Source organism: Streptomyces sp. NPDC057543 (genome assembly GCF_042801895.1).
Taxonomy (GTDB): Bacteria; Actinomycetota; Actinomycetes; order Streptomycetales; family Streptomycetaceae; genus Streptomyces.
This window is the reverse complement of sequence record NZ_JBHVFF010000031.1, coordinates 1-26,279: the sequence shown is the minus strand read 5'-3', so window position 1 is coordinate 26,279 and position 26,279 is coordinate 1. Positions and strand designations below refer to the sequence as shown.

Annotated in this window: 18 protein-coding genes; 9 read left to right on the top strand and 9 right to left on the bottom strand. The window is 71.8% G+C overall.

The window, feature by feature from the left end; translation table 11 throughout:
• Positions 1-2: 2 nt before the first annotated feature.
• Positions 3-1,280 (top strand): MFS transporter, encoded by a 1,278-nt coding sequence (locus ACFU8Q_RS08315; protein WP_384449593.1) that lies wholly within the window; start codon positions 3-5, stop codon positions 1,278-1,280.
• A 173-nt stretch (positions 1,281-1,453) separates the two neighbouring features.
• Positions 1,454-3,340 (top strand): ABC transporter ATP-binding protein, encoded by a 1,887-nt coding sequence (locus tag ACFU8Q_RS08310; RefSeq protein WP_384449590.1) that lies wholly within the window; start codon positions 1,454-1,456, stop codon positions 3,338-3,340.
• 275 nt (positions 3,341-3,615) lie between these two features.
• Here the strand turns inward: ACFU8Q_RS08310 and ACFU8Q_RS08305 are convergent, their stop codons facing one another.
• The 3 genes from ACFU8Q_RS08305 to ACFU8Q_RS08295 form a co-directional block, all read right to left on the bottom strand.
• The gene (locus tag ACFU8Q_RS08305) at positions 3,616-6,990 is read right to left on the bottom strand and encodes an ATP-binding protein (RefSeq protein ID WP_384449587.1); all 3,375 of its coding nucleotides are present in this window, start codon (positions 6,988-6,990) and stop codon (positions 3,616-3,618) included.
• 84 nt (positions 6,991-7,074) lie between these two features.
• Positions 7,075-9,999: an FG-GAP repeat domain-containing protein gene (locus ACFU8Q_RS08300; protein WP_384449584.1), complete on the bottom strand. Its 2,925-nt coding sequence runs from the start codon at positions 9,997-9,999 to the stop codon at positions 7,075-7,077.
• Entirely contained in the window at positions 9,999-12,587 is a 2,589-nt protein-coding gene (locus ACFU8Q_RS08295; RefSeq protein WP_384449581.1) for a S8 family serine peptidase, read from the bottom strand. The genes ACFU8Q_RS08300 and ACFU8Q_RS08295 overlap by 1 nt, the downstream gene beginning before the upstream one ends.
• 288 nt (positions 12,588-12,875) lie before the next feature.
• Here ACFU8Q_RS08295 and ACFU8Q_RS08290 point away from each other — a divergent pair, with 288 nt between their 5' ends.
• Positions 12,876-14,264 (top strand): aldehyde dehydrogenase family protein, encoded by a 1,389-nt coding sequence (locus ACFU8Q_RS08290; protein ID WP_384449578.1) that lies wholly within the window; start codon positions 12,876-12,878, stop codon positions 14,262-14,264.
• A gap of 49 nt (positions 14,265-14,313) precedes the next feature.
• Positions 14,314-15,393 carry a Zn-dependent alcohol dehydrogenase gene (locus tag ACFU8Q_RS08285; protein ID WP_384449575.1) on the top strand — a complete coding sequence of 360 codons (1,080 nt, stop codon included), beginning with the start codon at positions 14,314-14,316 and terminating at the stop codon, positions 15,391-15,393.
• Positions 15,394-15,642: 249 nt separating this feature from the next.
• Here the strand turns inward: ACFU8Q_RS08285 and ppk2 are convergent, their stop codons facing one another.
• The 4 genes from ppk2 to ACFU8Q_RS08265 are packed head-to-tail and all read right to left on the bottom strand — an operon-like array spanning position 15,643 to position 19,078.
• Positions 15,643-16,668, bottom strand: coding sequence for a polyphosphate kinase 2 (gene ppk2 / locus ACFU8Q_RS08280; protein ID WP_384449572.1), 1,026 nt, complete (start codon positions 16,666-16,668; stop codon positions 15,643-15,645).
• A complete protein-coding gene (locus tag ACFU8Q_RS08275; RefSeq protein ID WP_384449569.1) occupies positions 16,634-17,617 on the bottom strand; it encodes a DMT family transporter in 984 nt (327 codons plus the stop codon). The genes ppk2 and ACFU8Q_RS08275 overlap by 35 nt, the downstream gene beginning before the upstream one ends.
• Before the next feature lie 33 nt (positions 17,618-17,650).
• The gene (locus ACFU8Q_RS08270) at positions 17,651-18,373 is read right to left on the bottom strand and encodes an ArsR/SmtB family transcription factor (protein WP_384449567.1); all 723 of its coding nucleotides are present in this window, start codon (positions 18,371-18,373) and stop codon (positions 17,651-17,653) included.
• Between the two features lie 15 nt (positions 18,374-18,388).
• Entirely contained in the window at positions 18,389-19,078 is a 690-nt protein-coding gene (locus tag ACFU8Q_RS08265; RefSeq protein ID WP_384449564.1) for a TetR/AcrR family transcriptional regulator, read from the bottom strand.
• Between the two features lie 65 nt (positions 19,079-19,143).
• Between ACFU8Q_RS08265 and ACFU8Q_RS08260 the strand changes: the two genes are divergently transcribed.
• The 3 genes from ACFU8Q_RS08260 (at position 19,144) to ACFU8Q_RS08250 (ending at position 21,383) form a co-directional block, all read left to right on the top strand.
• Positions 19,144-20,295: an acyl-CoA dehydrogenase family protein gene (locus ACFU8Q_RS08260; protein ID WP_384449561.1), complete on the top strand. Its 1,152-nt coding sequence runs from the start codon at positions 19,144-19,146 to the stop codon at positions 20,293-20,295.
• Positions 20,296-20,386: 91 nt separating this feature from the next.
• Complete coding sequence (locus tag ACFU8Q_RS08255; protein ID WP_384449558.1) at positions 20,387-20,677, top strand: YiaA/YiaB family inner membrane protein; 291 nt, start codon at positions 20,387-20,389, stop codon at positions 20,675-20,677.
• An 82-nt stretch (positions 20,678-20,759) separates the two neighbouring features.
• Positions 20,760-21,383, top strand: coding sequence for a TetR/AcrR family transcriptional regulator (locus ACFU8Q_RS08250; protein ID WP_384449556.1), 624 nt, complete (start codon positions 20,760-20,762; stop codon positions 21,381-21,383).
• A 12-nt stretch (positions 21,384-21,395) separates the two neighbouring features.
• On the opposite strand, the gene ACFU8Q_RS08245 is transcribed toward ACFU8Q_RS08250, so the two are convergent.
• Complete coding sequence (locus ACFU8Q_RS08245; RefSeq protein ID WP_266745291.1) at positions 21,396-21,857, bottom strand: MaoC family dehydratase; 462 nt, start codon at positions 21,855-21,857, stop codon at positions 21,396-21,398.
• Positions 21,858-22,021: 164 nt separating this feature from the next.
• Here ACFU8Q_RS08245 and soxR point away from each other — a divergent pair, with 164 nt between their 5' ends.
• A complete protein-coding gene (gene soxR, locus ACFU8Q_RS08240) occupies positions 22,022-22,495 on the top strand; it encodes a redox-sensitive transcriptional activator SoxR (RefSeq protein WP_384449553.1) in 474 nt (157 codons plus the stop codon).
• Between the two features lie 84 nt (positions 22,496-22,579).
• On the opposite strand, the gene ACFU8Q_RS08235 is transcribed toward soxR, so the two are convergent.
• On the bottom strand, positions 22,580-23,191 hold the full coding sequence (locus tag ACFU8Q_RS08235; protein ID WP_384449551.1) for a hypothetical protein: 612 nt from the start codon (positions 23,189-23,191) through the stop codon (positions 22,580-22,582).
• Positions 23,192-23,418: 227 nt separating this feature from the next.
• Here ACFU8Q_RS08235 and ACFU8Q_RS08230 point away from each other — a divergent pair, with 227 nt between their 5' ends.
• Positions 23,419-26,247, top strand: coding sequence for a penicillin acylase family protein (locus ACFU8Q_RS08230; RefSeq protein ID WP_384449548.1), 2,829 nt, complete (start codon positions 23,419-23,421; stop codon positions 26,245-26,247).
• Positions 26,248-26,279: the final 32 nt, after the last annotated feature.

The window sequence follows — 26,279 nt, the reverse complement described above, 5'->3', positions numbered from 1 at the left end:
CCGTGCCCCGTTCCCAAGAGCCCGGCAGGAGCTGGCTGCTGCGCCTCGTCATCGCCTTCGCCTTCGCGCAGGGGGCGGTGTCGATGGCGCGGCCCGCCGTCTCCTACCGGGCCCTCTCGCTCGGCGCGGACGAGCGCGCCATCGGTGTGATCACGGGCGTGTACGCGCTTCTGCCGCTCTTCGCCGCAGTCCCGCTCGGGCGCAGAACGGACCACGGCCGGTGCGCGCCCCTGCTGCCGTTCGGTGTCGTCCTGATCGCGGGCGGCTGCGCGCTCAGCGGCCGGGCAGGTTCGCTGACGGCGATGGCGGCCTGGAGCGGCGTCATGGGGCTCGGCCATCTCTGCTTCGTCATCGGCGCCCAGTCGATCGTCGCCCGGCAGTCCGCCCCGGCCGAACAGGACCGCAACTTCGGCCACTTCACCATCGGCGCCTCCCTCGGCCAGCTCATCGGCCCGATCGCCGCCGGGTACGTGATCTCCGAGCGGGACGGCGCGATGGCCCGTACGAGCGCACTCGCACTGATCGTCTCGGCGGCCGTCGCCGCCGTCTCCTTCGGCTCCCTCTGGCGCATCGAACACCGCTCCACGCCCGCGGCCCGCCACGCGGAACCGGTCGCCAAGGTCCCCGTCGGCCGCATCCTGCGGGCCCGCGGGGTTCCGGCCGGGATCTTCATCAGCCTCGCCGTGCTCTCCGCCACCGACATCCTCACCGCGTATCTGCCCGTGGTCGGCGAGCACCGCGGGATCGCCCCCGCCACCATCGGGCTGCTGCTCAGCCTGCGCGCCGCGGCCACCATCGCCTGCCGCCTGGTGATGACCCCGATGCTCCGCGTCCTCGGCCGTACGGCGCTGCTCACCTCGACGTGTCTGCTGGCCGGATTGCTCTGCGCGGGCATCGCCCTGCCCGTCCCCGTGGCGGCGCTGGCCGCGATGCTCGCCGTACTCGGCTTCTGTCTCGGGGTCGGCCAGCCGCTGTCGATGACCACCGTGGTCCAGGCCGCCCCGCCCGAGGCCCGCTCCACCGCACTCGCCCTCCGGCTGACCGGAAACCGGCTGGGCCAGGTCGCTGCCCCCGCGTCCGCCGGTCTGATCGCCGGAGTGGCCGGCACCGCGGCCCCGTTCGTCATGCTGGGCGCGCTCCTGCTCGCGGCGGCCGGGCTGGCGACACGCGGCGGGCGCGGCCAGAACGCAGGAGAGCCCCCGGCGCTGCCGGAACCCCGGCACCGCCCGTGCCCTCGTGGACCGGAACCGCAGCTCACAGATGACGGGAACCGCCCCTGACACTTCCGGCTCACCCGCCCCCTACCGCGCAAGCTTTGCGCGAATCATTCCCACCACCCGGGCCGTGGGCCAATTTTCGGCCCACAGCAGCAGCCGCTCCCCACCGCTCCATCTCACCGGTCCCGGCGGCAGTCATTGACCTCAAGTCCGCTGGAGGTCGTACGTTTCCTCCCATGAGTATGGAAGCCACCGCGTGGACACAGCTCCACAACGTCATGAACGCGCAAGCGGACCGACGCCCCTTCGACCGAGCCACCCTGCGGCGCATCGCCGCGTTCGCCCGTCCGCACCGGCGCCGCGTCGCCCTGTTCCTGCTCCTGAGCGTGGCGACGGCGTTGCTCGCGGTCGCCACGCCCGTCCTCGCCGGACGCGTCGTGAACGCGATCGTGGCCGGCAAGGAGGGCGGCACCGTCACCCGGCTGTCCCTGCTCATCGCGGTGATCGCCGTCGCGGAGGCCGCGCTCGGGCTGGCGGGCCGCTGGCTCTCGGCGAACCTCGGCGAAGGACTGATCCTCGACCTGCGCACCGCGGTCTTCGATCATGTGCAGCGCATGCCGATCGCGTTCTTCACCCGCACCCGCACCGGCGCGCTCGTCAGCCGCCTCAACAACGACGTCATCGGTGCCCAGCGCGCCTTCAGCAACACACTCTCCGGCGTCGTCAGCAATGTCGTGACGCTGCTCCTCACCCTCGGCGTCATGCTCTCCATCTCCTGGCAGATCACCGTGCTCGCCCTGGTGCTGCTGCCGGTGTTCGTGCTGCCCGCGCGCCGCATGGGTACGCGGATGGCGAGGCTCCAGCGGGAAGCGGCGGCCCACAACGCCGCGATGGGCACCCGGATGACGGAGCGCTTCTCCGCACCCGGCGCCACCCTGATCAAGCTCTTCGGCCGGCCCGCCGACGAGTCCGCCGAATTCGCCGCCAGAGCGGCCCGGGTGCGCGACATCGGCGTACGCACGGCCATGGCCCAGTCCGCGTTCATCACCGCCCTGACCCTGGTGTCCGCGCTGGCACTCGCCCTGGTCTACGGGCTCGGCGGGTTCTACGCGCTGCGCGGCCAGTTGGACGCGGGCGCAGTCGTCGCCCTCGCCCTGCTGCTGACCCGGCTGTACGCACCGCTCACCGCCCTCGCCGGGGCGCGCGTCGAGGTGATGAGCGCTCTCGTCAGCTTCGAGCGGGTCTTCGAGGTTCTCGACCTCGAGCCCCTCATCGACCAGAAGCCGGACGCACGGGCGGTCCCGGAAGGCCCGGTGTCCGTGGAGTTCGACCAGGTACGGTTCGGCTACCCGTCCGCCGACAAGGTCTCCCTCGCCTCGCTCGAAGACGTTGCGACCCTTGACACCCGTGGCGGCGACGAAGTGCTGCGCGGAGTCTCCTTCCGCGCCGAACCCGGTCAGACGGTGGCACTCGTCGGCTCGTCGGGAGCGGGCAAGTCGACCATCGCGCAACTGCTGCCGCGCCTGTACGACACGGACGAGGGTTCCGTACGCATCGGCGGCATCGACGTACGCGACCTGTCCGCCGACACCCTGCGCGACACCCTCGGCATGGTCACCCAGGACGGCCACCTCTTCCACGAGTCGGTCCGCGCCAACCTCCTGCTCGCCCGGCCCGAAGCCACCGAGGAGGACCTCTGGGACGCGCTGCGCCGCTCCCGCCTGGACGGTCTGGTCGCCTCGCTGCCCGACGGGCTCGACACCGTCGTCGGTGAACGCGGCTACCGGCTCTCCGGCGGTGAACGCCAGCGGCTGACCATCGCCCGGCTGCTCCTGGCCCGCCAGCGCGTCGTCATCCTCGACGAGGCCACCGCCCACCTGGACAACACCTCGGAGGCGGCCGTCCAGGAGGCACTCACCGAGGCCCTCGCCGGACGCACCGCGGTCGTGATCGCCCACCGGCTCTCCACCGTACGGGCCGCCGACCTCATCCTGGTCGTGGAGAACGGGCAGATCGTCGAGCGCGGCACCCACGAAGGACTCCTCGCGGCCGGCGGACGGTACGAGGAGCTCTACCGCACCCAGTTCGAGACCCCCGGCACGGAGCCCGCGGAACTCGGCTGACAACGGCTGCCCGGGGGCCTACAGGCGCCCGGGCCGACGGCCGTCCGGGGACGTGGGACGGGCGATAGTCACCGGGGCTGACGGCCGTCCGGGGACGTGGGACGGGCGATAGTCACCGGGGCTGACGGCCGTCCGGGGACGTGGGACGGGCGATAGTCACCGGGGCCGACGGCCGTCCGGGGGATTTGGAACGGGCGACGGTCACCCGGGCCGATGGCATCCCGGAGGAACCGGAACGGGCGGGGTCACCCGGCGAGTCCGGTCCGGACGCCGGGTCAGCCGGGGAGCCCGTTCCCGGCGGCGGTCCAGTCCGTTCCGGCGGCCTCGACCACCGCGAACGCCCCTGCCGGGTAAGGGAGTTCTGCTGCCAGGGCCGCCGCCCGGCCGAACTCATGGTGCGCCACCCGCTCCCGGCCCAGTGCCGCGAGCGCGGCCGCGCGCACCGTATAGGCCTCGGTCAACGACAGCCGCTCGCCCGCCTGTTCGGCGCGCACCGTCTCCTGCGACGCCAGCCGTTCCGCGTGCTCCGGACGCCCCGACAGCAGGTGCGCCCAGGCCAGCAACGGGGCCGTGCCGGGCCCGCTGTCGTCGGCCAGCACCGCCAGCGCCTCCCGCGGGCGGCCCTCGCGCACCAGGAGCTCCGCCCGTGCTGTGCGCACCTCGTGCACGGCCTGCTGGTCGCCCTGGGCCCCGGCCGCTTCCCCGGCTCGTGCCAGCAGCTCCGCCGCCCCCGGCCCGCCGGTCCTGATCCGGACCCGGGCCAGCGCGGCCAGGGCGTACGGGGTGCACCACTCGGCGCGCTCGCCCGTCTCCCGTACCGCCGCCCGGGCCAGCTCCTCGGCCTCCGTGAACTCCCTTAGCAGTAGGTGAAGTTCGGCGAGGTTGGCCCGTTCGAACGCGACCGCTGTCGGATCACCGGTGTGCTCGGCCAGCCGCAGCGCACGCTGCCCCGTCGAGACGGCCTCACCGAGCCGCCCGGACCTGCGGGCATGCTCCCGCTGGACGGAGAGGACCGTGACGAGCAGCTCCTGATCTCCGTACGCCTCCGCGTGCGGGAGCGCCAGATCGGCCGCCGGACGGGCCTCCGCCAGCCGGCCCGCCAGTCCGAGCGAGGTGGCCTGCATGCCCAGTGCACGGGCCAGCAGTCCGCGCCGCCCGCTCTCCGGCACGGCATCGGCCGCCTGCTGTGCCGTCCGGGCGCTGGCGTGCGCCTCCTCGTACTGCCCGGTCACGAACTTCAGGACCGCCGCCGCCAGATGGTGGGTCGCGGCCGTGAGCGCCGGGGTGTCCGGCCCCGGCGGATACGTGCGGAGCAGCGCCTCGCCCTCGTCGGTGGCGCGGTGCTTCACCAGCACCTCGGTCAGCCGTGCGGCGGCCAGCACCCGGCCGTCCCGGTCGCCCCGCCGCACCATGTCGTCCAGGGCCTCGCGCAGCACCGCCGCCGCCTCGTCGTAGCGGGCCATCCGGCGCAGCACGGCGCCGCGGTCGATCCGGACCCGGGCCGCGTCGGCGGCCAACGCGTCGAGCCGGGTCGTCAGTTCGGCGTAGTAGCGGTCCGCCGTGTCATTGGCGCACAGCGCGGCGGCGCGTTCGGCGGCCTGCCGCAGATACTGCGTGGCGCGGGGGTCGTCGGCCCGGGCCAGATGCGAGGCCAGCGTGTCGACCGCGTCCGGCCTGCGCCGCAGGACCGCCTCCGCGTACGCCGAGTGCAGCCGGCGGCGACGGGCGGCGGACAGGCCGTCGTAACAGGTCAGCCGCACCAGCGGATGGCGGAAGGCGAGACCGGGCAGCGGCCGGCCGCCGACCACCACCGGCCGTTCCGCCACCACCGACGCCGCGACCGCCGCGTCCACGGCCTCCGTCGCCTCCGCGGCCGACAGCGGCGGATGCAGCCCGCGTTCGGCGACGTCCAGCACCTCGGACAGTGCGGCGCCCCCGCCCGCCACCGAGACCGCCTCCACGACCCGCCGCGCCGCCGGACCGAGCCGGGCCAGCCGCGCGGCCACCAGTTGCCGCACCCCCTCCGGGGCGCTGAGCCCCGCCGGATCGGAGCCCTCGGCGACGGTACGGGCCAGCTCCAGGGCGAAGAGCGGGTTGCCGAGCGACAGCTCCCAGACCCGGTCGAGCCCGGTCCGCGCACCCGCGTCCTCGGCGACCGCCAGGCAATCCGCCCGGCCGAGCCTCCCCAACTCCACGGCGCGGGCCATCCCTTGACGTACCAGGGAGTCCAGCGCGGTGCGCCGCGCGTCCGTCGCGTCGAGCTCCTCCGCGCGATAGGTCACGACGAATCGCCAATCCGTCCCAGTGGTCACCGCCCGGCGGGCCAGATGGCTGAGCAGCTGGTACGACCCGGTGTCGGCGGCGTGCAGATCGTCCAGGACCAGCAGCACGGGCGCGGTCGCCGCGAGATCGCCGAGCAGCCCCGCCGTCGCCCGGAACAGCCGGTCGCGCTCCTCCTCCGGACTGCGCTCCGCGCCCGCTCCGATCTGCCCCAACGAGGGGAGCAGTGAGGCGAGTTCGGGGTATTCGCCGCCGATCCGGGCCCGCTCGGACGGCGACCGGTCGGCCAGCCACGCATCCAGCGCCTCGACGAAGACGCCGTACGGGGTGTGCCCCTCCGCGTCGTGGCCCGCGCCCCACAGGACCGCCGCGCCCTCGCCCGCCGCCCGCCGTGCCGCCTCGGTCACGAGCCGCGTCTTGCCGAGCCCCGCCTCGCCGCCGACGAGTTGCACCGGTGGCGCGTCGGGTGCGAGCAGCAGGCCGAGCGCCGCCTCGCGCCCGCGCAGTGGCGTGGGGGCCGGGCCGCGCAGCACGGCGGGCGGCGCGAAGCCACCGGCGGGCCGCGCCACCGGGGCCACGGAGCTGCCGCTGTCGAGGGCGAGCAGATGGAGCCGCTCGGTCTCCGGGCCGGGCCGCAGGCCGAGTTCGGCGTCCAGGGACTCCCGGCAGGCGTGGAACTGACGCACGGCCTGGCGCCGGAGCCCCTGCCTCAGATAGGCGCTGATCAGGACCTGGTGGGCGCGTTCGTCGGCGGGGTTCTCGTCGAGGGCGCGCCGGGCGACGGCCGCGGCCTCCTCGGGTGCGCCCTCTTCGAGGAGGGCCTCGGCGAGCGCGATCCGCAGCCGCTCGGACACCACGGCCAGTTGCTCGCGCCGGGCCTCGGCCCAGGGTGCGTACCGGTCCTCGGGCAGCAGATCGCCCGTGAACGCGTTGAGCGCGGCGGCGAGTTGCGGCGACGATCCCGACGCGAGCGCCAGGTCCGCGAGGTGTTCCGCGTGGTCGGCGTCGATCCAGACGGCGTCCGGATCGAGGCGCAGGAGCGCGCCGTCGGAGGTGAGGTAGGACGAGGCGGCGCGCGGCGCGAGTTCGGGTTCGAGGGCGCGGCGCGCGGCGTGCAGGGCGACGCGCAGGCTGCCGAGCGCGGCGGAGGGGTCGGCGTCGGGCCAGCAGATGTCCATGGCTTGCTCGCGGTGCAGGCTGTGTCCGGGGGAGACCGCGAGGAGCTTGACGAGGGCGCGGGCGCTGGGCCGTGGCCATCGCTCGGCGAGCGCGGGCCCGCCGTCGCGAGTCACCCGGAACCCGCCGAAAAGGTGCAGGCGCAGCAGCGGAGGAGCGGATTCCGTGCCGTGGTTCGTGTCGTCCGCACCCATAAGGGCGCACTTTAACCCCCTTCTCCGGACACACGGCAGGCCCCCCGAACGGATGTCCGGAGGGCCTGCGGGTGACGGCGAGCGTCAGGAGAGGGTGTTCACGGTCATCTGGGAGATGGCGGTGAACTGCTGGAGGTACCGGCCGCCGAGCAGCTCGGTCGTCCGGTCGAAGCCCGTCTCGTCGAAGCCGAGGTTCACGACCTCGTCGACACCGTCACCGTCCAGGTCGCCGGAGAAGTACTCCCGGGCGCCCAGGAGCGTGACGCGGCCCACGGCGTCGGGGTAGTTGCGGCCCGCGGTGAGCACGGCCGGGTCGTAGAGGTCGAGGCCCGCCTGCGTGCCCGCGCCGAGGAGCCGCCTTCCGCCGGGTCCGGTCAGGAAGCCTCCGGTCTCCGTGGTGGCCATGGTGAACATCGAGTAGTCCTGGCCGCCGGCCCCGTAGGTGCGGAACGCGGCGGTCCCCGCGAGGATCAGCCCCTCCGGCCCGGTGAAGTAGTCCCCGAGCGTCCAGGCGCCGCCGGCCAGGCCCTGGTGGAGGACCTCACCCGTGCGGCTGTCGCGGATCTCGACGACGTTGCGCAGGCCGGTCGCGTCCGGGGCACCCGACGCGGTCGCGGAGGTCGCCGCCATCCAGGTGTAGACGACTGCGTGCCCGTCGGCGTACGGGATCTTCGGCGAGGTGAAGACGCCTCGGCTCAGGGCGGCGCCGTACAGCTTGCCGTCGACCGCCTCGGCCGGGGCCTTCGGGGACGCGGTCCAGCGCACGGTGCCCCGCGCGGCGTCGAGGGCGACACCGTCGACGACGGGCGATTCCTTGTCGAGGGAGTCGGCGCTGGTGTACTGCGCGTACACCCGGCCCTCGCCCACCGCGGGGTCGCCGAACACCACGTCGCCCGCGCTGTCTGGAGCCGCGTACGTCCACAGCGCCGACCCGTCGCCGCGGTAGGCCCGCAGCTTGTCCGTGGGCACCAGGATGTCGGCGCGCTCGTCACCGTTCAGGTCGGCGACCGTCACGGAGCGGACGAACTGCCCGTTCCCTTCGATGCGTTCGAGGACCTTGCCGGTGCGGCCGTCGAGGACCGCGACCGCCGTGTCCGCGGCCACCGCGAAGTCGTCGACGCCGTCGCCGTTGACGTCGCCCTTCTCGATACGGTGGACCTGGCCCGGGACAGTGGCCTTCCACAGGAGCTTCGGCTTGCCCGCGGTCAGCGAGGGACCCGAGTAGGCCCACACTCCGTTGGACTTGCCGCCGACGACGAGGTCGTTCTTCTTGTCGCCGTCGAGGTCGGCCGAGGCCGAGGACGACAGGTCGCCCTGGAAGGGCAGCACGCCCTGCTGCTTGCCGTTGCCGAACCCGTAGGTGCGCAGGTTCTGGTTCTGGTCGACCGTACGGACGTGCTGACCGCTGCCGTCGCGGTAGACCTGGGCGAACATCGGCGACGCGCCGACGCCCTTCTCCTGCCAGCGCACGGCGCCTTTGCCGGAGAACACGGTGAGCGAGGCGTACTGCCCGCCCCCAGGGTTCTCCGCGGTGTTCATGCCGGTGTCGTCCTGGGCGGTCGTCACGAGGCTGCCGTCGACGACGTCGAGGCTCCAGACGCTCGGCCCGTCGTGGCTGTTGTCGGCGGCCCGCTTGACGGTGGAGGACCACAGCATGGAGGCCGGGTCCGCGCCGTCCACGACCCGGACGGTGTTGGAGTTGAGGTACAGCTGCGGGTCGAGCGTGGACTCGCTGACCACGTACTCGGGCTTCCGGTCGCCGCGCAGGTCACCGATTGTCATGTCGGTGGGCAGCGCGTTGATCCGGGTGTCGAGCGTGGTCCGCTTGCCGTCGGCCAGGGAGTACGAGTCGATCTCGTACTTCACGCCGTCGTTCGGGTCGGACTGCTCCAGGGCCACGAGCCGTCCGCGCGCGGTGTCCAGGTGCAGCTGGCGCGAGTAAAGGGCGCTGTCCGTCTGCCACTTGACCTTGCCGTCGACGGTGTCGAGCACAAGGGTGCGCCCGAGCCCGGCCGACGTGGCGGTCTTGCGCCGGCTGTACGACGCGGCGACGAGCCCGCCGCCCAGATCCTCCAGGGCGCCCCAGGCGGTAGTGGTGCGCACCCCCGTGTCGTACGTCCACGTGTCGGTGGGCTCGAGCGCCCCGTCGGCGTACGAGAAGCGGATGCCGGAGACGGTGGCGGTCGCGGCGGCCGGGGAGTTGAGGTTGTAGTACGGCGCGTCCGTGACGACGAGCGTCTTGCCGACGAGCTTCACGTTGGAGGCGTACGAGTACAGCTTCGACCACAGCGTCCGGCCGGTCTTCCCGTCGAGGACCGTGACGAAGGTGCCGTTGGCGAGGGTCGAGCCGGGCGAGGTGAAGGGGCGGTACGGGTTCACGCCGACACTCGCCGAGAACACCACGTCGTCCACGCCGTCGCCGGTCAGGTCGCCGGTCGCGTACCCCTGGTCGGAGGCGGGTGTGAACGGGCTGACCGCGTTGTAGCCCATGACGATGCGCGCCGGGTACGGCTCGTTCTGCCAGGGCCTGGAGTTCTTGACGCCCCAGTCCGCGTACAACGAGGCGTTGTCGCGTCGCCACAGGGCGGTGCCGTCGGCCTTGCTGCGCTGGACGCTGCCGAGGCTGTGCAGGGTGAAGTAGTCGCCACCCTTGCCCCCGGCGGGGACGGTGGCGGCCAGGCCGCGCACGCCTTCCAGCGCGGACTTGGGGGAGAGGGTGACGGCACCGTCGGTGCCGGTGCCCTCGTCGAGGTGCGAGCCGGAGCCGTCGTCCGTCCCGGAGGTGTCGGAGCCCTCGTTCGAGCCCTGCGGGTCGACCGTCTCGTGGTCGGCGGCGGCGTAGGCGTCCAGCCGGGCGTGGTCAGCCAGTTGTTCGGCCTGGCTGTTGGTGAGGGTGAGCAGGCCGTTGCCGTCGTCGGCGGCCAGCGCGGGCGGCGCGGCGCTCAGCGCCAGACCGGCCGCGACCAGCGCGGAGGCGAGCCGCAGCGCCCGCCGGGAGTCGGTTCTCATCACTTGGTCCCCTGCGCGATGCGGATGGCGGACCGGTCCGTGAGGACCGGCTCGTTGAAGGAGTACTGGAGGGCGTCGGTGCCGGCCTGGTTCTCGATTCCGACGGTGGCGCTCGCGCCGCCGCCCGGCACGGCGAGGTACTGGAGGGTGACGGCGCCGGTGGCCTCGTCGAAGACGGCCTCGAAGGAGACGCGGCCCGAACTTCCGTCCGCGAAGGCGGCGTTGTTCCAGACGACTGCGAACGTGCGGTTGCCGGCCCTGCCGGTGACCGCGGTCTGCACGCTGGACTTCTTGTCGAGGGTCAGATCGTCCCAGAAGGCGGCGACGGTGCCGTTGGGCTTGTCCACCGAGGGGAGCGCGACGTTGTCGTAGTCGCCGAGCCGCGGCTCCAGGAAGTTGATCAGGCCGTTCGTGGTGACGCTCGCGCTGGAGTAGGAGACGCCGTACAGCTTCACCGGGAAGGGCAGCGCGATCGTCTTCGCGTCCTCGTCACCGCTGAGCGCGACCTTGCCGCTGCCGCCGATCCAGGAGTACGTCGCCGGGGTGCAGCTGTTGCCGGCGCTGTCGGAGCGGGCGGGCACCCGGGCAGTGAGCGTCTCGTCGCCGTCCACGGCCAGCTTGCCGTTGTACGTGCCGTTGCACAGGACGGGCTCGGCGGGCGCGGCGGTCAGCGTGTACGAACCCTCGGCGACCTTCGGCAGGTCGAAGTGTCCGGTCGCGTCCGTGGTGACGGGGGCGACCGGAGTGCCCGCGACCTGGACGGTGGCCTTGGCGAGGGGCTTGCCGGTGACGTCGAGGACGGTGCCGGACACCGCGTGGGAGGCGACCGCCTCGAGTACGAAGTCCTTGGTGAGCTGCTCACCGGTGGCGACCGTGAGGCCGGACGCGGAGCCGTCCGCGTAGCCGTAGCCGCTGAGGGCGAAGTCGTACGTGCCCGCCGGCAGCGTGAGCCGGTAGGAGCCGTCCGCCGAGGTCGTCACGGTGCGCGTCGAGGCGGACCCGGAAGCCTTCACCGTGATGCCGGTCAGGGCGGTGCCGGTCGCCTTGTCGGTGACCTTGCCGGTGAGGACGGCCGCTGTGTGCGGAGCCTTGTCGACGGAAGCGAAGATGTCGAGCTTGCCCTCGCCCCACACGTTGTTCGCGTCGGCGGTGCCTCCGCAGTGCGTGTCGTCGACGTCGACGGCGCCCTCGTTCAGCAGCGCGCGGGTCTCGTCGATGTTGCCGATGAGGGAGGGGGCCGACGACCACAGCAGGGCGACGGCGCCGGCGACGTGCGGCGTCGCCATCGACGTGCCCGAGATGGCCTTGTACGTGTTGCCCGGCCAGGTGGAGCGGACGTCGACACCCGGGGCCGAGATGTTCGGCTTCATCGAGCCGTCGAGCCTGGACGGTCCGAAGCCGGAGAAGTCGGCGATCCTGCCGTTGACGTCGTATGCGCCGACGCCGTACGCGGGCGCCTGCGAGCCCGGCGCGTGCCCGGTCGAACAGGTCGTGCCGTCGCCGTCGTTGCCGGAGGCGAACGCCTCGAAGATCCCGGCCGCGTTCCACGCCTCGACGATGTCCTGGTAGAAGGTCGTGTCACCGCCGCCCCAGGAGTTGTTCACGATGTCGGGGGCGAGATCGGGGCGCGGGTTCTGGCCGGTGTGGTCGGTCGGCGCGAGGATCCACTGGCCTGCCGCGAGGAGCGAGGAGTCCGAACAGGATCTGGACTCACAGCCCTTGGCCGCGATCCACTTCGCACCCGGCGCCACACCGACACCGCCCGCGCCCGCCATGGTGCCCATGGTGTGCGTGCCGTGGCCGTTGTTGTCGCAGGGGGCGGAGGTCGGGCACTGGCCCGTCGGGTCGTACCAGTTGTAATCGTGCGTGAAGGAGCCGTCGCCGTTGTTGCCGCGGTAGTTGGCCTTCAGCGCCGGGTGGTCGTACTGGACGCCCGAGTCGACGTTGGCGATGACGATGCCCTCGCCGCGGTCGTCGTACTGGTCCCAGACCTGGTCGGCCCTGATGTCCGCGACGCCCCATTCGGGGGTGCCCGGATCGGCGTCGGCCGCGGCGTCCGAGGCCGCGCTCTCGGTGGCATCGAGCTCGTAGTGGTGCTCCTTGACGATGCTCGCCACGTCGGAGCGGTGTGCGAGGGCCTCGACGAGCCGCTGGTCGCCGGTCACCTTGACCGTGTTGGCGATCCAGAAGGACTCGTAGCCGACCTTCTCCTTGTCCAGGAAGGACGTGAGCGGCCGCTGGCTGTTCCTCGCCTCGGCGCGCAGCGACGCGAACGCCGCCTTCGCCTTCGCGGCGTGGCCGCGCCCGCGCTTGGCCGAGGACAGGTCGGCCTGCTTCTTCAGGACGACGAAGAAGGTCGACTCCTCGCCCTTCTTGACGGTGTCGAGAACGGCGGAGTCGACCTCGGCGGTGCTCTGCGCGGCGGTGCTCCTCACCGTCGCGTCGGACTGTGCGAAGGCGGGGGCCGGGCCGATCAGCACGGCCGCCGCCGTGATCGCGGCCGTGGCCCACGAATGGGGTCTCCCCTGTTCGAGCGAAGTCGAGAACTTGGGGAAGGATCTGCGCCGGGGGGATCGGGGCAGGTGCATGGGAATGCTCCTCCTGGATTGGTACGGGGAAGCCCGTCCCGGTACTCCCGGAACTGCGGGGGAAGTCACGGAGTGGGGCGGGCCGGTCCCGGACGCTAGGAGGAGGGCGTTACTGGCGTATTACTGGCCCCGCCGGACAGACATCCGGCGCATGGCATGACACGGTGACGGGAGCCATGGCACACGGTGACGGGAGCCATGGCGAGCACCCCTGGCGCCGAAAAACTAACAGCGCTAGTTTGGGGCGCGGACGACTACGCCGTAACCACGGCCCCCGGGAGGAACGCGATGAAGGCCCACGACGGGATGTACATCGGCGGCGAGTGGCGCGCCGCCGCGGGCACGGACACGATCGCGGTGGTTGATCCGGCGGACGAGCAGGTCATCGCCCATGTCCCGGCCGGCGCCGCCGAGGACGTCGACGCCGCCGTGTCCGCCGCGCGCGGGGCCTTCCCCGCCTGGGCCGCGACGCCGCCCGCCGAGCGCGCCGCGAGGATCGCCGCCCTGCGCGACGTCCTCGTCGCCCGCAAGGACGAGATCGCCGCGACCGTCACCGCCGAACTCGGTGCGCCGCTGCCGTTCTCGCAGGCGGTGCACGCGGCCGTACCGATCCTGGTGGCCGGCTCGTACGCCGAGCTCGCCGCGTCGTACGCCTTCGAGGAGCAGGTCGGCAATTCCACCGTCTACGCCGAACCGGTCGGTGTCGTCGGCGCGATCACCCCGTGGAACTACCCGCTTCACCAGATCGTCGCCAAAGTCGCCCCCGCGCTCGCGGCCGGCTGCACGGTCGTCCTCAAGCCCGCCGAGGACACCCCGCTGACCGCCCAGCTCTTCGCGGAGGCCGTCCACGAAGCGGGCGTCCCCGCGGGCGTGTTCAACCTGGTCACCGGCCTTGGCCCGGTCGCGGGACAGGCGCTCGCCGAACACCCGGGCGTCGACCTGGTCTCCTTCACCGGCTCCACCGCCGTCGGCAAGCGGATCGGCGCCACGGCCGGCGCCGCCGTCAAGCGCGTCGCCCTTGAACTGGGCGGCAAGTCCGCCAACGTCATCCTGCCGGGCGCGGACCTCGCCAAGGCCGTCGGCGTCGGCATCGCGAACGTCATGGGCAACTCCGGCCAGACGTGCAGTGCCTGGACCCGGATGCTCGTGCACACCTCCCGGTACGACGAGGCGGTCGCCCTCGCCGCGGAGGCCGCCGCCAAGTACGGCGACCGCATCGGCCCCCTCGTCAACGCCAAGCAGCACGCACGGGTGCTCGGCTACATCGAGAAGGGCGTGGCGGAGGGCGCGCGCCTGGTCGCCGGCGGCCCCGAAGCCCCGCGCGAGCAGGGCTACTTCGTCAGCCCCACCGTGTTCGCCGACGTCACCCCGGAGATGACCATCGCCCAGGAGGAGATCTTCGGCCCGGTCGTCTCGATCATCCGTTACGAGGACGAGGACGACGCCCTGCGCATCGCCAACGGCACCGTGTACGGCCTCGCGGGCGCGGTCTGGGCGGGCGACGACGCCGAGGCGGTGGAGTTCGCCCGCCGGATGGACACCGGGCAGGTCGACATCAACGGCGGCCGGTTCAACCCGCTCGCCCCGTTCGGCGGTTACAAGCAGTCCGGCGTCGGCCGCGAACTCGGAGCGCACGGGCTGGCCGAGTACCTCCAGACCAAGTCCCTGCAGTTCTGACCGTCCGCCCCGCACCGATCCCCGCTGCCGACCGTCAAGGAGCCTGTTCGTGGTCCGCGCCGCCGTTCTGCCCGCCGTCGGAGCTCCCCTGGAGATCACCGACATCGAACTCCCGGAGCCCGGCCCCGGCCGGGTGAGGGTCGCTCTCGCCGCTGCGGGTGTCTGCCACTCCGACCTCTCCCTGTCCAACGGCACCATGCGGGTGCCCGTCCCCGCCGTCCTCGGACATGAGGGCGCGGGCACCGTCGTCGCGGTCGGCGAGGGCGTCACCCATGTCGAGCCCGGCGACGGTGTCGTGCTCAACTGGGCGCCGTCCTGCGGGAGTTGTTACTACTGCGGGATCGGTGAGGTCTGGCTCTGCGCCAACGCGCTGACGGGGGCCGGGGGCATCCACGCCCGCACCGCCGACGGCACCGAACTCCACCCCGGGCTGAACGTGGCCGCGTTCGCGCAGGAGACCGTCGTCGCCGCGAACTGCGTCCTGCCCGCCCCGGACGGCATCCCGCTCACCGACGCCGCGCTGCTCGGCTGTGCCGTCCTCACCGGATACGGCGCGGTCCACCACAGCGCCCGGGTGCGCCCCGGCGAGTCCGTCGTCGTGTTCGGCATCGGCGGCGTCGGCCTCGCGGTGCTCCAGTCCGCCCGGATCGCGGGCGCCTCGAAGATCATCGCCGTCGACGTGTCCCCCGAGAAGGAGGAACTGGCCCGGCAGGCGGGCGCGACCGACTACGTGATCGCCTCCGACACCACCCCGCGAGCGATCCGTGAACTCACCGGCGGCCAGGGCGCCGACGTCGCGATCGAGTGCGTCGGACGGCCCGCCACCATCCGCGGCTCCTGGGACGCCACCCGCCGCGGCGGCCGTACCACGGTCGTCGGCATCGGCGGCAAGGACCAACTGGTGTCCTTCAACGCCCTGGAGATCTTCCACTGGGGCCGCTCGCTGACGGGCTGTGTGTACGGGAACAGCGACCCGGCCCGCGACCTGCCGGTCCTCGCCGAGCACATCCGGGCGGGCAGGTTCGATCTCTCCATGATGGTCACCGAACGGATCGCGCTGGACGGCATCCCGGCGGCCTTCGACAACATGATCGCGGGCAAGGGGGGCCGCACACTCGTGGTGTTCTGAGCCCGGTCGTCGCCGGGTCTACGGTCTGTCCGGCGAATCAGCACCCTCCCAGGGTCCGTCCGGCCCTGATCCGCCGGCCAGGCCCTAAGGGATGTGCCGTCATCCCTGGCGGGCACACGACGACAGCTACGGCACCTCGCCCGCGTTGTCGGAACGCACGAATACAGCCAGTATGCGAGCGCCCCTCCGCCTTGCGATGCACCGCATCTGACGCCGCGCGCTGATCCACCAGGGACTACGGGACAGCCCTTAGGCCATCGGTCCGGGCTCCGCCCGCTCCGTGGTCAGCAGCCGGGCTTCCATCTCACCCCGTTCGAAGAGCCGGGAGGCCGGGCCGACGATCAGCGGGTCCGGCTCGCCGACCACCTCCGTGTTCTTGTCCGGGTACTCGAAGCGGTGCAGCACATGGCGGATCGCCTCCAGCCGGGCCCGCTTCTTGTCGTTGCTCTTCACCACCGTCCAGGGCGCGTCCGCCGTGTCCGTGTGGAAGAGCATCAGCTCCTTTGCCTCCGTGTACGCGTCCCACTTGTCGAGCGAGGCGAGGTCGACCGGGCTCAGCTTCCACTGCCGCACCGGATCGATCTGCCGGATCATGAACCGGTTGCGCTGCTCGTTGCGCGAGACCGAGAACCAGAACTTCACCAGGTGGATGCCGTCCCGGGAGAGCATCCGCTCGAAGCCCGGTGCCTGGTGCATGAATTCGAGGTATTCACGGGTGGTGCAGAACCCCATCACCCGCTCCACCCCTGCCCGGTTGTACCAGGACCGGTCGAACAGCACGATCTCCCCGGCGGAAGGCAGATGGGCCGTGTACCGCTGGAAGTACCACTGGGTGCGCTCGCGTTCGGTGGGCTTCTCCAGCGCCACCACCCGTGCGCCACGGGGATTGAGATGCTCGGTGAAGCGATTGATCGTGCCGCCCTTGCCCGCCGCGTCGCGCCCCTCGAAGAGGATGACGATGCGTTCGTCGCGCTCCTTCACCCAGTGCTGGAGCTTGAGCAGTTCGATCTGCAGGGCGCGCTTGGACTTCTCGTACGCCTTCCGGCCGAGCTTTTTTCCGTACGGGTAGTCCTCGCGCCAGGCGTCCCGGGCCCGGCCCTCGGGTGTCACCAGGACCGGGTCGTCGTCACCGCTGTCGGCCACGGTGAAGCCGTCGAGCCCGGAACCGCCGTAGCGGGCCGCCTCGGTGAGGGCGTCCGGCGTGGCTTCCCGGGCCCCGGCCGACCGCTTCTTCGTGTTTCTACGGCCGCTCGGTTCCTTGGCGCTCCGCGTCATGTCGGCGTCCCTCCACCGGCTGTGCCGGAATCTTCCGCGTCAGGCCAGTCTGCGTACGCGCACGGGAGACCGCCACCCCGGCCAGACAGAGCAGACCCCCGCCCACGGTGAGCGGCGCGGGCACCTCGTCCAGCAGCAGCCAGGACATCAGCACCACCAGCGCGGGCACGGCATAGGTGGTCGCGCCCATCCGTCCCGCGGTGGTCCGGGCGAGTGCGTAGGCCCAGGTGGTGAAGGCGAGCGCGGTCGGGAAGAGGCCCAGATAGACCATGTTGAGGGTGGCGGACAGCGGCGCGTCGGTGGCTTCGGAGATCAGCGCGCCGGAGAACGGCAGACACGCGACGGTGCCCACCAGGCAGCCGAACGTGGTGATCTGCAGTGCGGAGCCGTGCCGCAGCGCGGGCTTCTGCCCGACCACCCCGGCGGCGTACGCCACCGCCGCGAGCAGACACAGCACCACACCGGGCACCGACGCGTTCCCGTGCCCCGATATGGAGAGTCCGACCACGACGGCGCCCGCGAACGACACGGCCATACCCGCCAGCAGCCTGCCGGGCAGCGCCTCCCCGAGCATCCGGGCACCGAGCAGCGCGATCAGGAGCGGACCGATGTTCACCACCATCGCGGCCGTGCCCGCGTCGACCTGCTGCTCACCCCAGTTGAGGAGCACCATGTACAGGCCGAACCAGAGCAGCCCGGACTTCAGGATTCCGGGCCATGCGGCCCGCGGCGGTATCCCCTCGCGTCGCAGCAGCAGGAGCGTACCGAGCGCCAGGGAGCCTGTGAGCAGCCGGCCGAGTGCGAGCGCGCCGGGCGAGTAGGCCTCGCCGGCGCTGCGGATGGAGACAAATGCGGAGGCCCACAGCAGCACGGTGGTGCCGGCCGCGGCGGCGGCCCGCCAGTCACGATGTACCGAGGGTGTCGCCGCTGGGGCGGGTGTCGTCGTCATGGATCCGACCGTAGGGCCGCGACCGTTCGGCACCTACCGAATTGTTGTCGCCTCGATACCGAGGTGTTCGTGCAGCGCCCGTTCCCCGGCCGGTGTCGCCTTCACCGCACGTCCGGACCCGATCCGGACGCACCAGCCGGCGTCCAGCACGTGCCGGCACAGCGCGGCGCCCGCGATCCCCGCGAGGTGCGGCCGGCGCTCCGTCCAGTCCAGGCAGCTCCGTACGAGCGGACGCCGCGACCTCGACTCCAGATCGATGCCCAGCCCGCCGAACCAGCCGAGGCCGTCGTCGGTGAGCGCGAAGCCGGTGTCCTGTTCCAGCAGTCCCCGTACGGTCATGGCATCGGTGATCGCGATGCCGATGCGGCCCGCGAGATGGTCGTAACAGGTGCGGCCACGGGCCAGCGCGCTGCCCGCGCCGGTCGCGCTCAGGGTGCGCGGCCGCTCGGCCGCGGAGCCGGGGACCACCTGGGCCGCCAGATCCTCGACGAGGTGCGCGGTCCGTTCGTCGGCGAGCCGCAGATAACGATGGCGGCCCTGCCGCTCCTCGGCCAGCAGCCCGCCCGCGACGAGCTTGCCGAGATGTTCACTGGCGGTGGAGGGCGCCACCGAGGCGTGTCTGGCCAGCTCGCCCGCAGTCCAGGCGCGGCCGTCGAGCAGGGCCAGGCAGAACGCGGCGCGGGTCTCGTCGGCAAGGAGCGCGGCCAGAGCGGCGAGCCGGGGTGCGGCAGGGTCGGGATGTGCCATGCGTGCCATGTGTTCCAGGGTGCGTCAGGAACGCTTCGGCAGCGGCCGAACTGTCCCGGTGGGCGCCAGCTGCCCGCGCTCCAGCTGCTCGTACTGGAGCGAGAGGCCGTCGACCAGCGCCCGCAGCCCGGTCTCGAACGCTCCCTCGTCGACCTTCTGGCGGCGGTCGGCCAGCAGATGGGCCTGGCCCAGGTGCGGATAGTCCGCAGGGTCGTAGGCCGTCTCGTCGTCCACGAAGCCGCGGGCGAACGAACCGAGGGCCGAGCCGGTGACGAAGTAGCGCATCAGGGCCCCGATGTACGTCGCCTGGGCGGGCGGCCAGCCGGCCCTGACCATCGCGCCGAAGACCGCGTCGGCCACCCGCAGCCCGGCCGGGCGGCGGCCCGGTCCCTGGGCGAGCACCGGGACGATGTGCGGGTGCTCGGCGAGCGCCGCACGATAGGAGACGGCCCAGTCGTGGAGGGCGGTGCGCCAGTCACGGGCGTCCGGCTCGTCGAACATCGACAGATCGACCTGGGCGGACACGGCGTCCGCGACCGCGTCCAGGATCTCGTCCTTGTTGCGGAAGTGGTTGTAGAGCGAGGGCCCGCTGACCCCGAGTTCGGCGGCGAGCCGGCGGGTGGAGACGGCGTCGAGCCCCTCGGAGTCCACGAGTGCGCTCGCCGTCTCGACGATGCGGTCTCTGCTGAGGAGGGGCTTGCGCGGTCGGGCCATGCGGCACATAGTAGGGCCTGCGAACGAAAAACTAGCAGTGCTAATTAAAAGTGGAGAGTCGAAGGATGAACCTGGAGCTCAGCGAGGAGCAGGAAGCCGTCCGGCAGCTCGCCAAGGACTTCGTCGCCCGGGAGGTCGCCCCCCACGTCGTGGCATGGGACCGGGCCGAGAACGTCGACAAATCGATCGTGAAGAAGCTGGGCTCCGTCGGCTTCCTCGGGCTGACCGTCCCCGAGGAGTACGGCGGCTCGGGCGGCGACCACCTCGCCTACTGCCTGGTCACCGAGGAGCTCGGCCGCGGCGACTCCTCGGTCCGCGGCATCGTCTCCGTATCCCTCGGCCTGGTCACCAAGACGATCGCGGCCTGGGGCGACGAGGAGCAGAAGCGGCACTGGCTGCCGAGGCTCGCCGCGGGCGAGGCGATCGGCTGCTTCGGCCTCACCGAGCCCGGCACCGGTTCGGACGCCGGGAACCTGACGACGAAGGCCGTCCGGGACGGGGACTCGTACGTCATCAACGGCAGCAAGATGTTCATCACCAACGGCACCTGGGCCGATGTGGTGCTGCTCTTCGCCCGTACCGAGGACACTCCCGGCCACCGGGGCATATCCGCCTTCCTGGTCCCCACCGACACCCCGGGTCTCGGTCGCCGCACCATCCACGGCAAGCTCGGCCTGCGCGGCCAGGCCACCGCCGAGCTGGTCCTGGAGGACGTCCGCGTCCCCGCCTCGACGCTCCTGGGTCCGGCGGGCAAGGGCTTCTCGATCGCCATGTCCGCCCTCGCCAAGGGCCGGATGTCGGTCGCGGCCGGCTGCGTCGGCATCGCGCAGGCCGCCCTCGACGCCGCCGTGGGCTACGCGGGCGAGCGCGAGCAGTTCGGCAAGCCCATCGCGAGCTACCAGCTCGTCCAGGAACTCATCAGCGACATCTCCGTGGACGTCGACGCGGCCCGGCTGCTGACCTGGCGGGTGGCCGACCTCATCGACCGGGGCGAGGACTTCGCCACCGCCGCGTCCCAGGCGAAGCTCTTCGCGTCCGAGGCCGCCGTCCGCGCCGCCAACAACGCCCTCCAGGTCTTCGGCGGCTACGGCTACATCGACGAGTACCCGGTCGGCAAGTTGCTGCGGGACGCCCGGGTGATGACGTTGTACGAGGGCACCAGCCAGATCCAGAAGCTCATCATCGGCCGCGCGCTCACGGGGGTCTCCGCCTTCTGACCGCTGCGTCGCCGCTCGAACGGGAGTCTGAGTACCGGACTGAGTACGGGGGCGGATGTGGTGCACACCGCGTGGGCCGATGCTGGGCGCCATGAGTGAGACAGCATCGGTCAAGCAGCAGAGCACCGCGGCCTTCTACGGGCAGGCCGTCGCGTCCTTCGGGGTGGCGATGGCCGCGGTCGCTCTCGGTATCTACTTCCTGGATGCCGACGCCTGGGTCCGCGGATTCCTCGCGATCGGCGTCCTCTACCTCGTCACCTCCTGCTTCACCCTGGCCAAGGTCATCCGTGACCGTCAGGAAGCGGGACAGATCGTCAGCCGGGTCGACCAGGCCCGGCTGGAGAAGATCCTCGCCGAGCACGACCCCTTCCAGAAGCTCTGACGATCCCGCCCGGACGGGCCCTAAGCGCTTGCTCAGGTTCGGGGTATGGTGTTCGTCCTGCTGACGAGAGGGGCGAGTGACGATGAGCACGGCGGAGGAGACCGACGGCGACAGTGCGCCGTGGGCCGAGGTGACGCCCGAGGCGGCCAGGCGGCTCCTCGTCGCCGCCGTCGACGCCTTCGCCGAGCGTGGGTACCACGCCACCACGACCCGCGACATCGCCGGCCGGGCGGGGATGAGTCCCGCCGCGCTCTACATCCACTACAAGACCAAGGAAGAACTGCTCCACCGGATCAGCCGGATCGGTCACGACCGCGCCCTGTTCGTCCTGGAGGCCGCGGCCGACGGCGGCGGCACGGCCGCCGAGCGGCTGGCCGAAGCCGTACGGTCCTTCGTCCGCTGGCACGCCGAACGGCACACCACGGCCCGCGTGGTCCAGTACGAACTCGACGCCCTCGGTGAGGAGCACCGCGCCGAGATCGTCGAGCTGCGCCGCAGGAGCGACGCGGTGGTGCGCCGGATCATCGGCGAAGGCGTGCGGGCCGGGGAGTTCGACGTACCAGACATCCCGGGCACCACGCTCGCGGTGCTCTCGCTCTGCATCGATGTGGCGCGCTGGTTCAACGCGCAGGGCAGCCGGACGCCGGACGAGGTCGGCGAGCTGTACGCCGACCTCGTACTGCGCATGGTGGCTGCCCAGCGGTAGCACCGGGCGCCGTCAGAAGTAGTAGCGCGACACCGACTCGGCCACGCAGACCGGCTTGTCGCCGCCCTCGCGCTCGACCGTGACGACGGCGGTGACCTGCACGCCGCCCCCGGCCTCCTCGACGCTCTTCAGGACGGCCGTCGCGCGCAGCCGGGAACCCACGGGCACGGTGGACGGGAAGCGGACCTTGTTCGTCCCGTAGTTGATGCCCATCTTCATGCCCTCGACCCGCATGATCTGCGGGACGAGTGCCGGCAGCAGCGAGAGCGTGAGGTAGCCGTGCGCGATCGTCGTGCCGAACGGGCCGGTCGCGGCCCGCTCCGGGTCCACATGGATCCACTGGTGGTCACCGGTGGCCTCGGCGAAGAGGTCGATCCGCTTCTGGTCGACCTCCAGCCACTCGCTGTGCCCCAGCTGCTCGCCCACCCCGTCGCGCAGCTCCTGCGCGGACGTGAAGATCCTCGGCTCTGCCATGTCCCTGGTCCCTGCCCTTCCCGCTGTCGGCCATCCGGCGTCACAACGCCTGTCCAGGACCGCCCCTCGATTGCCGGTCGGTCTAAGCGCTTGCTCAGCATGGTTGGCGGTGCGGTTCCTGTCAACGACGGACCGGCCCGGGGCGGCCAAGTAGGGTGGGAGGGGTGCCCCAGATCCCACAGACGCTCCAGGAACTCACGGTCGGCCAGCTCTCCGCGCGCAGCGGTGCCGCTGTCTCGGCGCTGCACTTCTACGAGGCCAAGGGCCTGATCAGCAGCAGTCGCACGAGCGGCAACCAGCGTCGCTACAGCCGGGACGCGCTGCGCAGGGTCGCCTTCGTCCGCGCGGCGCAGCGGGTCGGAATCCCGCTCGCCACCATCCGGGACGCCCTCGCCGAACTCCCGGAGGAGCGCACCCCCAACCGTGACGACTGGGCGCGGCTCTCGGCCACATGGCGCTCCGAACTGGACGAGCGCATCGAGCAGTTGGGGCGACTGCGGGACCATCTCACCGACTGCATCGGCTGCGGCTGCCTGTCGCTGGAGAATTGTGTGCTCTCCAACCCGAACGACATCTCCGGTCAGCGGATCAGCGGCTCGCGCCTGATGCCGGAGCGCCCGTCGGCGGACCGCCGGTAGATCGGGGCCCGCCGGTTGCCGTTCGGCCGCCTGCGTAAGCGCCGGACGGGCCCGGCGGGTCCGGGCGCCGATCGTGCCCGCCCGTTACGCCGCCGACGCCAGATCCCGGCGCCGTTCGCTCCGGGCCTTCGCCAGTGCCCCCGGCGTGAGCACCGGCTGCGGCACCAGGATTCCGCACCCCGTGCAGAGCGGCCCCGACCACGGCTCGCACCCCAGCTCCGACGCCCAGGCGATCTCCGTGCCCGCGCACACCGGGCAGGCCGTGCCGGGCTCGGACTCCAGGGCGGCGATCAGCCGGCCGAGGACCTCGGCGAGCGGCGCCGCGGGGTGCACCTCCGGGTCCGCGCAGCGGGCGACCCCGTACCCGCCCCAGGCGCGCCGGTGCCAGTCGTCGAACGCGCTTGGCCTGCGCAGCCCGTCGTGCTTCTCCCGCCTGCGGCGCTCGGCGAACCCCGCCTCGTAACCGAGCCAGACGGCCCGCGCCGCCTCCAGCTCGTCCAGCGCGCGCATCAGCCGCACCGGATCGGGGGACCGGTCCTCGGGCCCGATCCCGTGCCGGGCGCACAGATGATCCCAGGTCGCCCGATGCCCGTAAGGGGCGAACCGCTCCAGGCACTTGCGCAGCGAATACCGCCGCAGCGCCAGGTCGCCCCGAGGGTCGCGGGCCTGTCTCGCAAGACTCCGGAATCCGGCCACCGCACTGCCTCCTCCGTCGCTCGTACTTCGGCGTCGAGGAGTAGACGTACGAGCGCCCGATCCGGATCCATCCACCTGGAATGACGTCCAGCATGCGAGATGACCGGCCGTCATGGGAGCGCGCGCAAGGGGCATGTGATGATTCGGAAAAGGTGACCGTTGTTCACCTTACCGGCGAGTCATACCGCCAGTAACCTCCGGCCCATCGGCCTCTCGGAGGAGCACGCATGCCCCCACGCACCGTCAAGTTCAGAGCCGCCACCGTCGCGGCGGTTCTCGCGCTCGGCACCACTCTGCTCGCGGCCTCGCCCCGGTCGGACGCTGCCGCGGCGGAACCCGCACCCGTCACCGACTACTGCCAGGGGCAGTGCGACGACATCCTGCCACCCGGCGAGAACGGCAACGCCACACTCGTCGACATCCTCGGCAACAAGGCGTTCGGCACGCACCCTGCCCACAGCGATGACCAACTCGACCGCTACAACGGCCTGGTGGCCGGGCACACCGGTCTCACCGACCAGAAGCTGACCGACTTCTTCAACGACGCCTCGTTCGGTGTCCCGAAGGACCGGGTCGAGTCCGTCACCTCGCCCCGCGACGACGTCACCATCACCCGTGACAAGGCGTCCGGCGTCCCGCACATCAAGGGCACCACCCGTTATGGCACCGAGTTCGGCGCCGGATTCGCCGCCGGCCAGGACCGGCTCTGGCTGATGGACCTCTTCCGGCACATCGGACGCGGCGAGCTGACCTCGTTCGCCGGTGGCGCCCTGGCCAACCAGGGTCTGGAGCAGCAGTTCTGGCCGCAGGCCCCGTACACCGAGGCCGATCTCGAAGCCCAGGTCGCGTACATCAGGACCCACGAGGGCGCCCGCGGTGAACAGGCCATGGCGGACGCCCAGGCGTACGTCGACGGCATCAACGCCTACCGCGAGAAGTCCAAGAAGGGCCGCTACTTCCCCGGCGAGTACGTCCTCACCGGCAAGATCGACGCCATCACGAACATCGGGGAGATCCAGCCGTTCAAGCTGACCGACCTGATCTCGATCGCCTCCGTGGTAGGCGGCCAGTTCGGTGGCGGTGGCGGCGGCGAGGTGCAGGCGGCGCTCTCACTGCTCTCCGCCCAGCAGAAGTACGGCGTCGCCGAAGGCACCAAGGTCTGGGAGTCGTTCCGGCAGCGCGAGGATCCCGAGGCCGTGCTGACGGTTCATGACGGTACGTCGTTCCCGTACGCGGGCAAGCCCGCCACGGCGCGCGGCACCGCGCTGCCCGACAGCGGGTCCGTCACGGCCGAGCCCCTGATCTACGACCGCACCGGCTCCGCGGGCACCGACAACAAGGCCCCCGTCAAGGCCCCGGCCACGCTCAAGAAGGCCCAGGGCATCTACGACGACGGAGTCATCCCCGCGGGCTCGCTGCCGGGCTCCGGCTCCGGTGCCCAGAAGCGCGGCATGTCCAACGCCCTGCTGGTCTCCGGCAAGCACACCGCGAGCGGAAACCCGATCGCCGTCTTCGGGCCGCAGACCGGCTACTTCGCCCCGCAGTTGATGATGCTCCAGGAGCTCCAGGGCCCGGGCATCAGCGCCCGGGGAGTCTCCTTCGCCGGTGTCGGCATGTACATCCAGATGGGCCGCGGCCAGGACTACGCCTGGAGCGCCACCTCGGCCGGCCAGGACATCACCGACACGTACGCCGTCGACCTGTGCGAGCCCGACGGCGCCGCACCCACCAAGGACTCCACGCACTACCTCTACCGCGGCACCTGCACCGCCATGGAGACGCTGGAGCGCACCAACTCCTGGAAGCCGACCGTCGCCGACTCCACGGCGAAGGGCTCCTACCGGATGCAGGTCCGGCGCACGAACTACGGCATCGTCACCCACCGGGCCACCGTGGGCGGCAAGCCCGTCGCGTACACCTCGCTGCGTACCACCTACCGTCACGAGGCCGACTCGATCATCGGGTTCCAGATGCTCAACGACCCGTCGTACGTCAAGGACGCCGCCTCGTTCCAGCGGGCGGCGAGCAACATCGACTACGCGTTCAACTGGTTCTACGCGGACTCCCGCACCGCCGCGTACTACAACAGCGGCATGAACCCCGTGCGCGCGGCGGGGGTCGACCCGGCGCTGCCGGTGAAGGCCGAGCGGACCTACGAGTGGAAGGGGTACGACCCGGCCGCCAACACCGCCGCGTACACCCCGTTCGCCGAGCACCCGCACTCCAGCGGCCAGGACTACTACGTCTCCTGGAACAACAAGCAGGCCAAGGGGTACGCGGCCGCGGGCTTCGGGCTCGGCGCGGTGCACCGGGCCGACCTGCTGGACGACCGGGTGGCGAAGCTGGTCGAGGAGGGCGGTGTCACCCGCGCCTCCCTGACCCGGGCCATGGCCCAGGCCGCCGTCACCGACCTGCGCGGCGAGCAATTGCTGCCCGAACTGCTGAAGGTTATCCGCTCCCGGCCGGTCACCGATCCGGAACTGAACGGCATGGTCCAGCAGTTGGAGGCCTGGCGGGCGGCGGGGTCGCAGCGCAGGGAGAGCAGTCCCGGGTCGCACACGTACAGCTACGCCGACGCGGTACGGATCATGGACGCGTGGTGGCCGCAGCTGGTCGAGGCCGAGTTCAGGCCGGGGCTCGGCGACGGGCTGTACGGGGCGCTGACCGCCAACCTCGCCACCGACGAGTCCCCGGCGGCCAGCCACGGACCGAGCGGGGCGCACAGCGGTTCGGCGTTCCAGTACGGCTGGTGGGGCTTCGTGGACAAGGACCTGCGCCAGGTCCTGGGGCAGCCGGTCAAGGGTCCGCTGGCCAGGACGTACTGCGGGAACGGTGACCTGGACAGCTGCCGCGACGCGCTGCTGACGTCCCTGAAGCGGGCCGCGGCGGAGCCTGCCGCAAAGGTGTACCCGGGGGACGACAACTGCAAGGCGGGCGAGCAGTGGTGCTCGGACTCGATCGTGCACCGGCCGCTGGGCGGGATCGCGCAGAAGTCCATCCACTGGCAGAACCGCCCGACCTACCAGCAGGTGGTGGAGTTCCCCGCCCACCGGTAGGAACCTTCCGGTTCCGTCCTCCGGCGGAGGAC

Excerpts from the sequence above, each read along its gene's own strand:
- ACFU8Q_RS08255 (WP_384449558.1), top strand. The coding sequence starts at position 20,387 with ATGAGTGAGACAGCATCGGTCAAGCAGCAGAGCACCGCGGCCTTCTAC.
- ACFU8Q_RS08230 (WP_384449548.1), top strand. The coding sequence starts at position 23,419 with ATGCCCCCACGCACCGTCAAGTTCAGAGCCGCCACCGTCGCGGCGGTT.
- ACFU8Q_RS08290 (WP_384449578.1), top strand. The coding sequence starts at position 12,876 with ATGAAGGCCCACGACGGGATGTACATCGGCGGCGAGTGGCGCGCCGCC.
- ACFU8Q_RS08305 (WP_384449587.1), bottom strand. The coding sequence starts at position 6,990 with ATGGGTGCGGACGACACGAACCACGGCACGGAATCCGCTCCTCCGCTG.
- ACFU8Q_RS08295 (WP_384449581.1), bottom strand. The coding sequence starts at position 12,587 with ATGCACCTGCCCCGATCCCCCCGGCGCAGATCCTTCCCCAAGTTCTCG.
- ACFU8Q_RS08275 (WP_384449569.1), bottom strand. The coding sequence starts at position 17,617 with ATGACGACGACACCCGCCCCAGCGGCGACACCCTCGGTACATCGTGAC.
- ACFU8Q_RS08265 (WP_384449564.1), bottom strand. The coding sequence starts at position 19,078 with ATGGCCCGACCGCGCAAGCCCCTCCTCAGCAGAGACCGCATCGTCGAG.
- ppk2 (WP_384449572.1), bottom strand. The coding sequence starts at position 16,668 with ATGACGCGGAGCGCCAAGGAACCGAGCGGCCGTAGAAACACGAAGAAG.
- ACFU8Q_RS08260 (WP_384449561.1), top strand. The coding sequence starts at position 19,144 with ATGAACCTGGAGCTCAGCGAGGAGCAGGAAGCCGTCCGGCAGCTCGCC.
- ACFU8Q_RS08270 (WP_384449567.1), bottom strand. The coding sequence starts at position 18,373 with ATGGCACGCATGGCACATCCCGACCCTGCCGCACCCCGGCTCGCCGCT.
- ACFU8Q_RS08300 (WP_384449584.1), bottom strand. The coding sequence starts at position 9,999 with ATGAGAACCGACTCCCGGCGGGCGCTGCGGCTCGCCTCCGCGCTGGTC.
- ACFU8Q_RS08250 (WP_384449556.1), top strand. The coding sequence starts at position 20,760 with ATGAGCACGGCGGAGGAGACCGACGGCGACAGTGCGCCGTGGGCCGAG.
- ACFU8Q_RS08245 (WP_266745291.1), bottom strand. The coding sequence starts at position 21,857 with ATGGCAGAGCCGAGGATCTTCACGTCCGCGCAGGAGCTGCGCGACGGG.
- ACFU8Q_RS08310 (WP_384449590.1), top strand. The coding sequence starts at position 1,454 with ATGAGTATGGAAGCCACCGCGTGGACACAGCTCCACAACGTCATGAAC.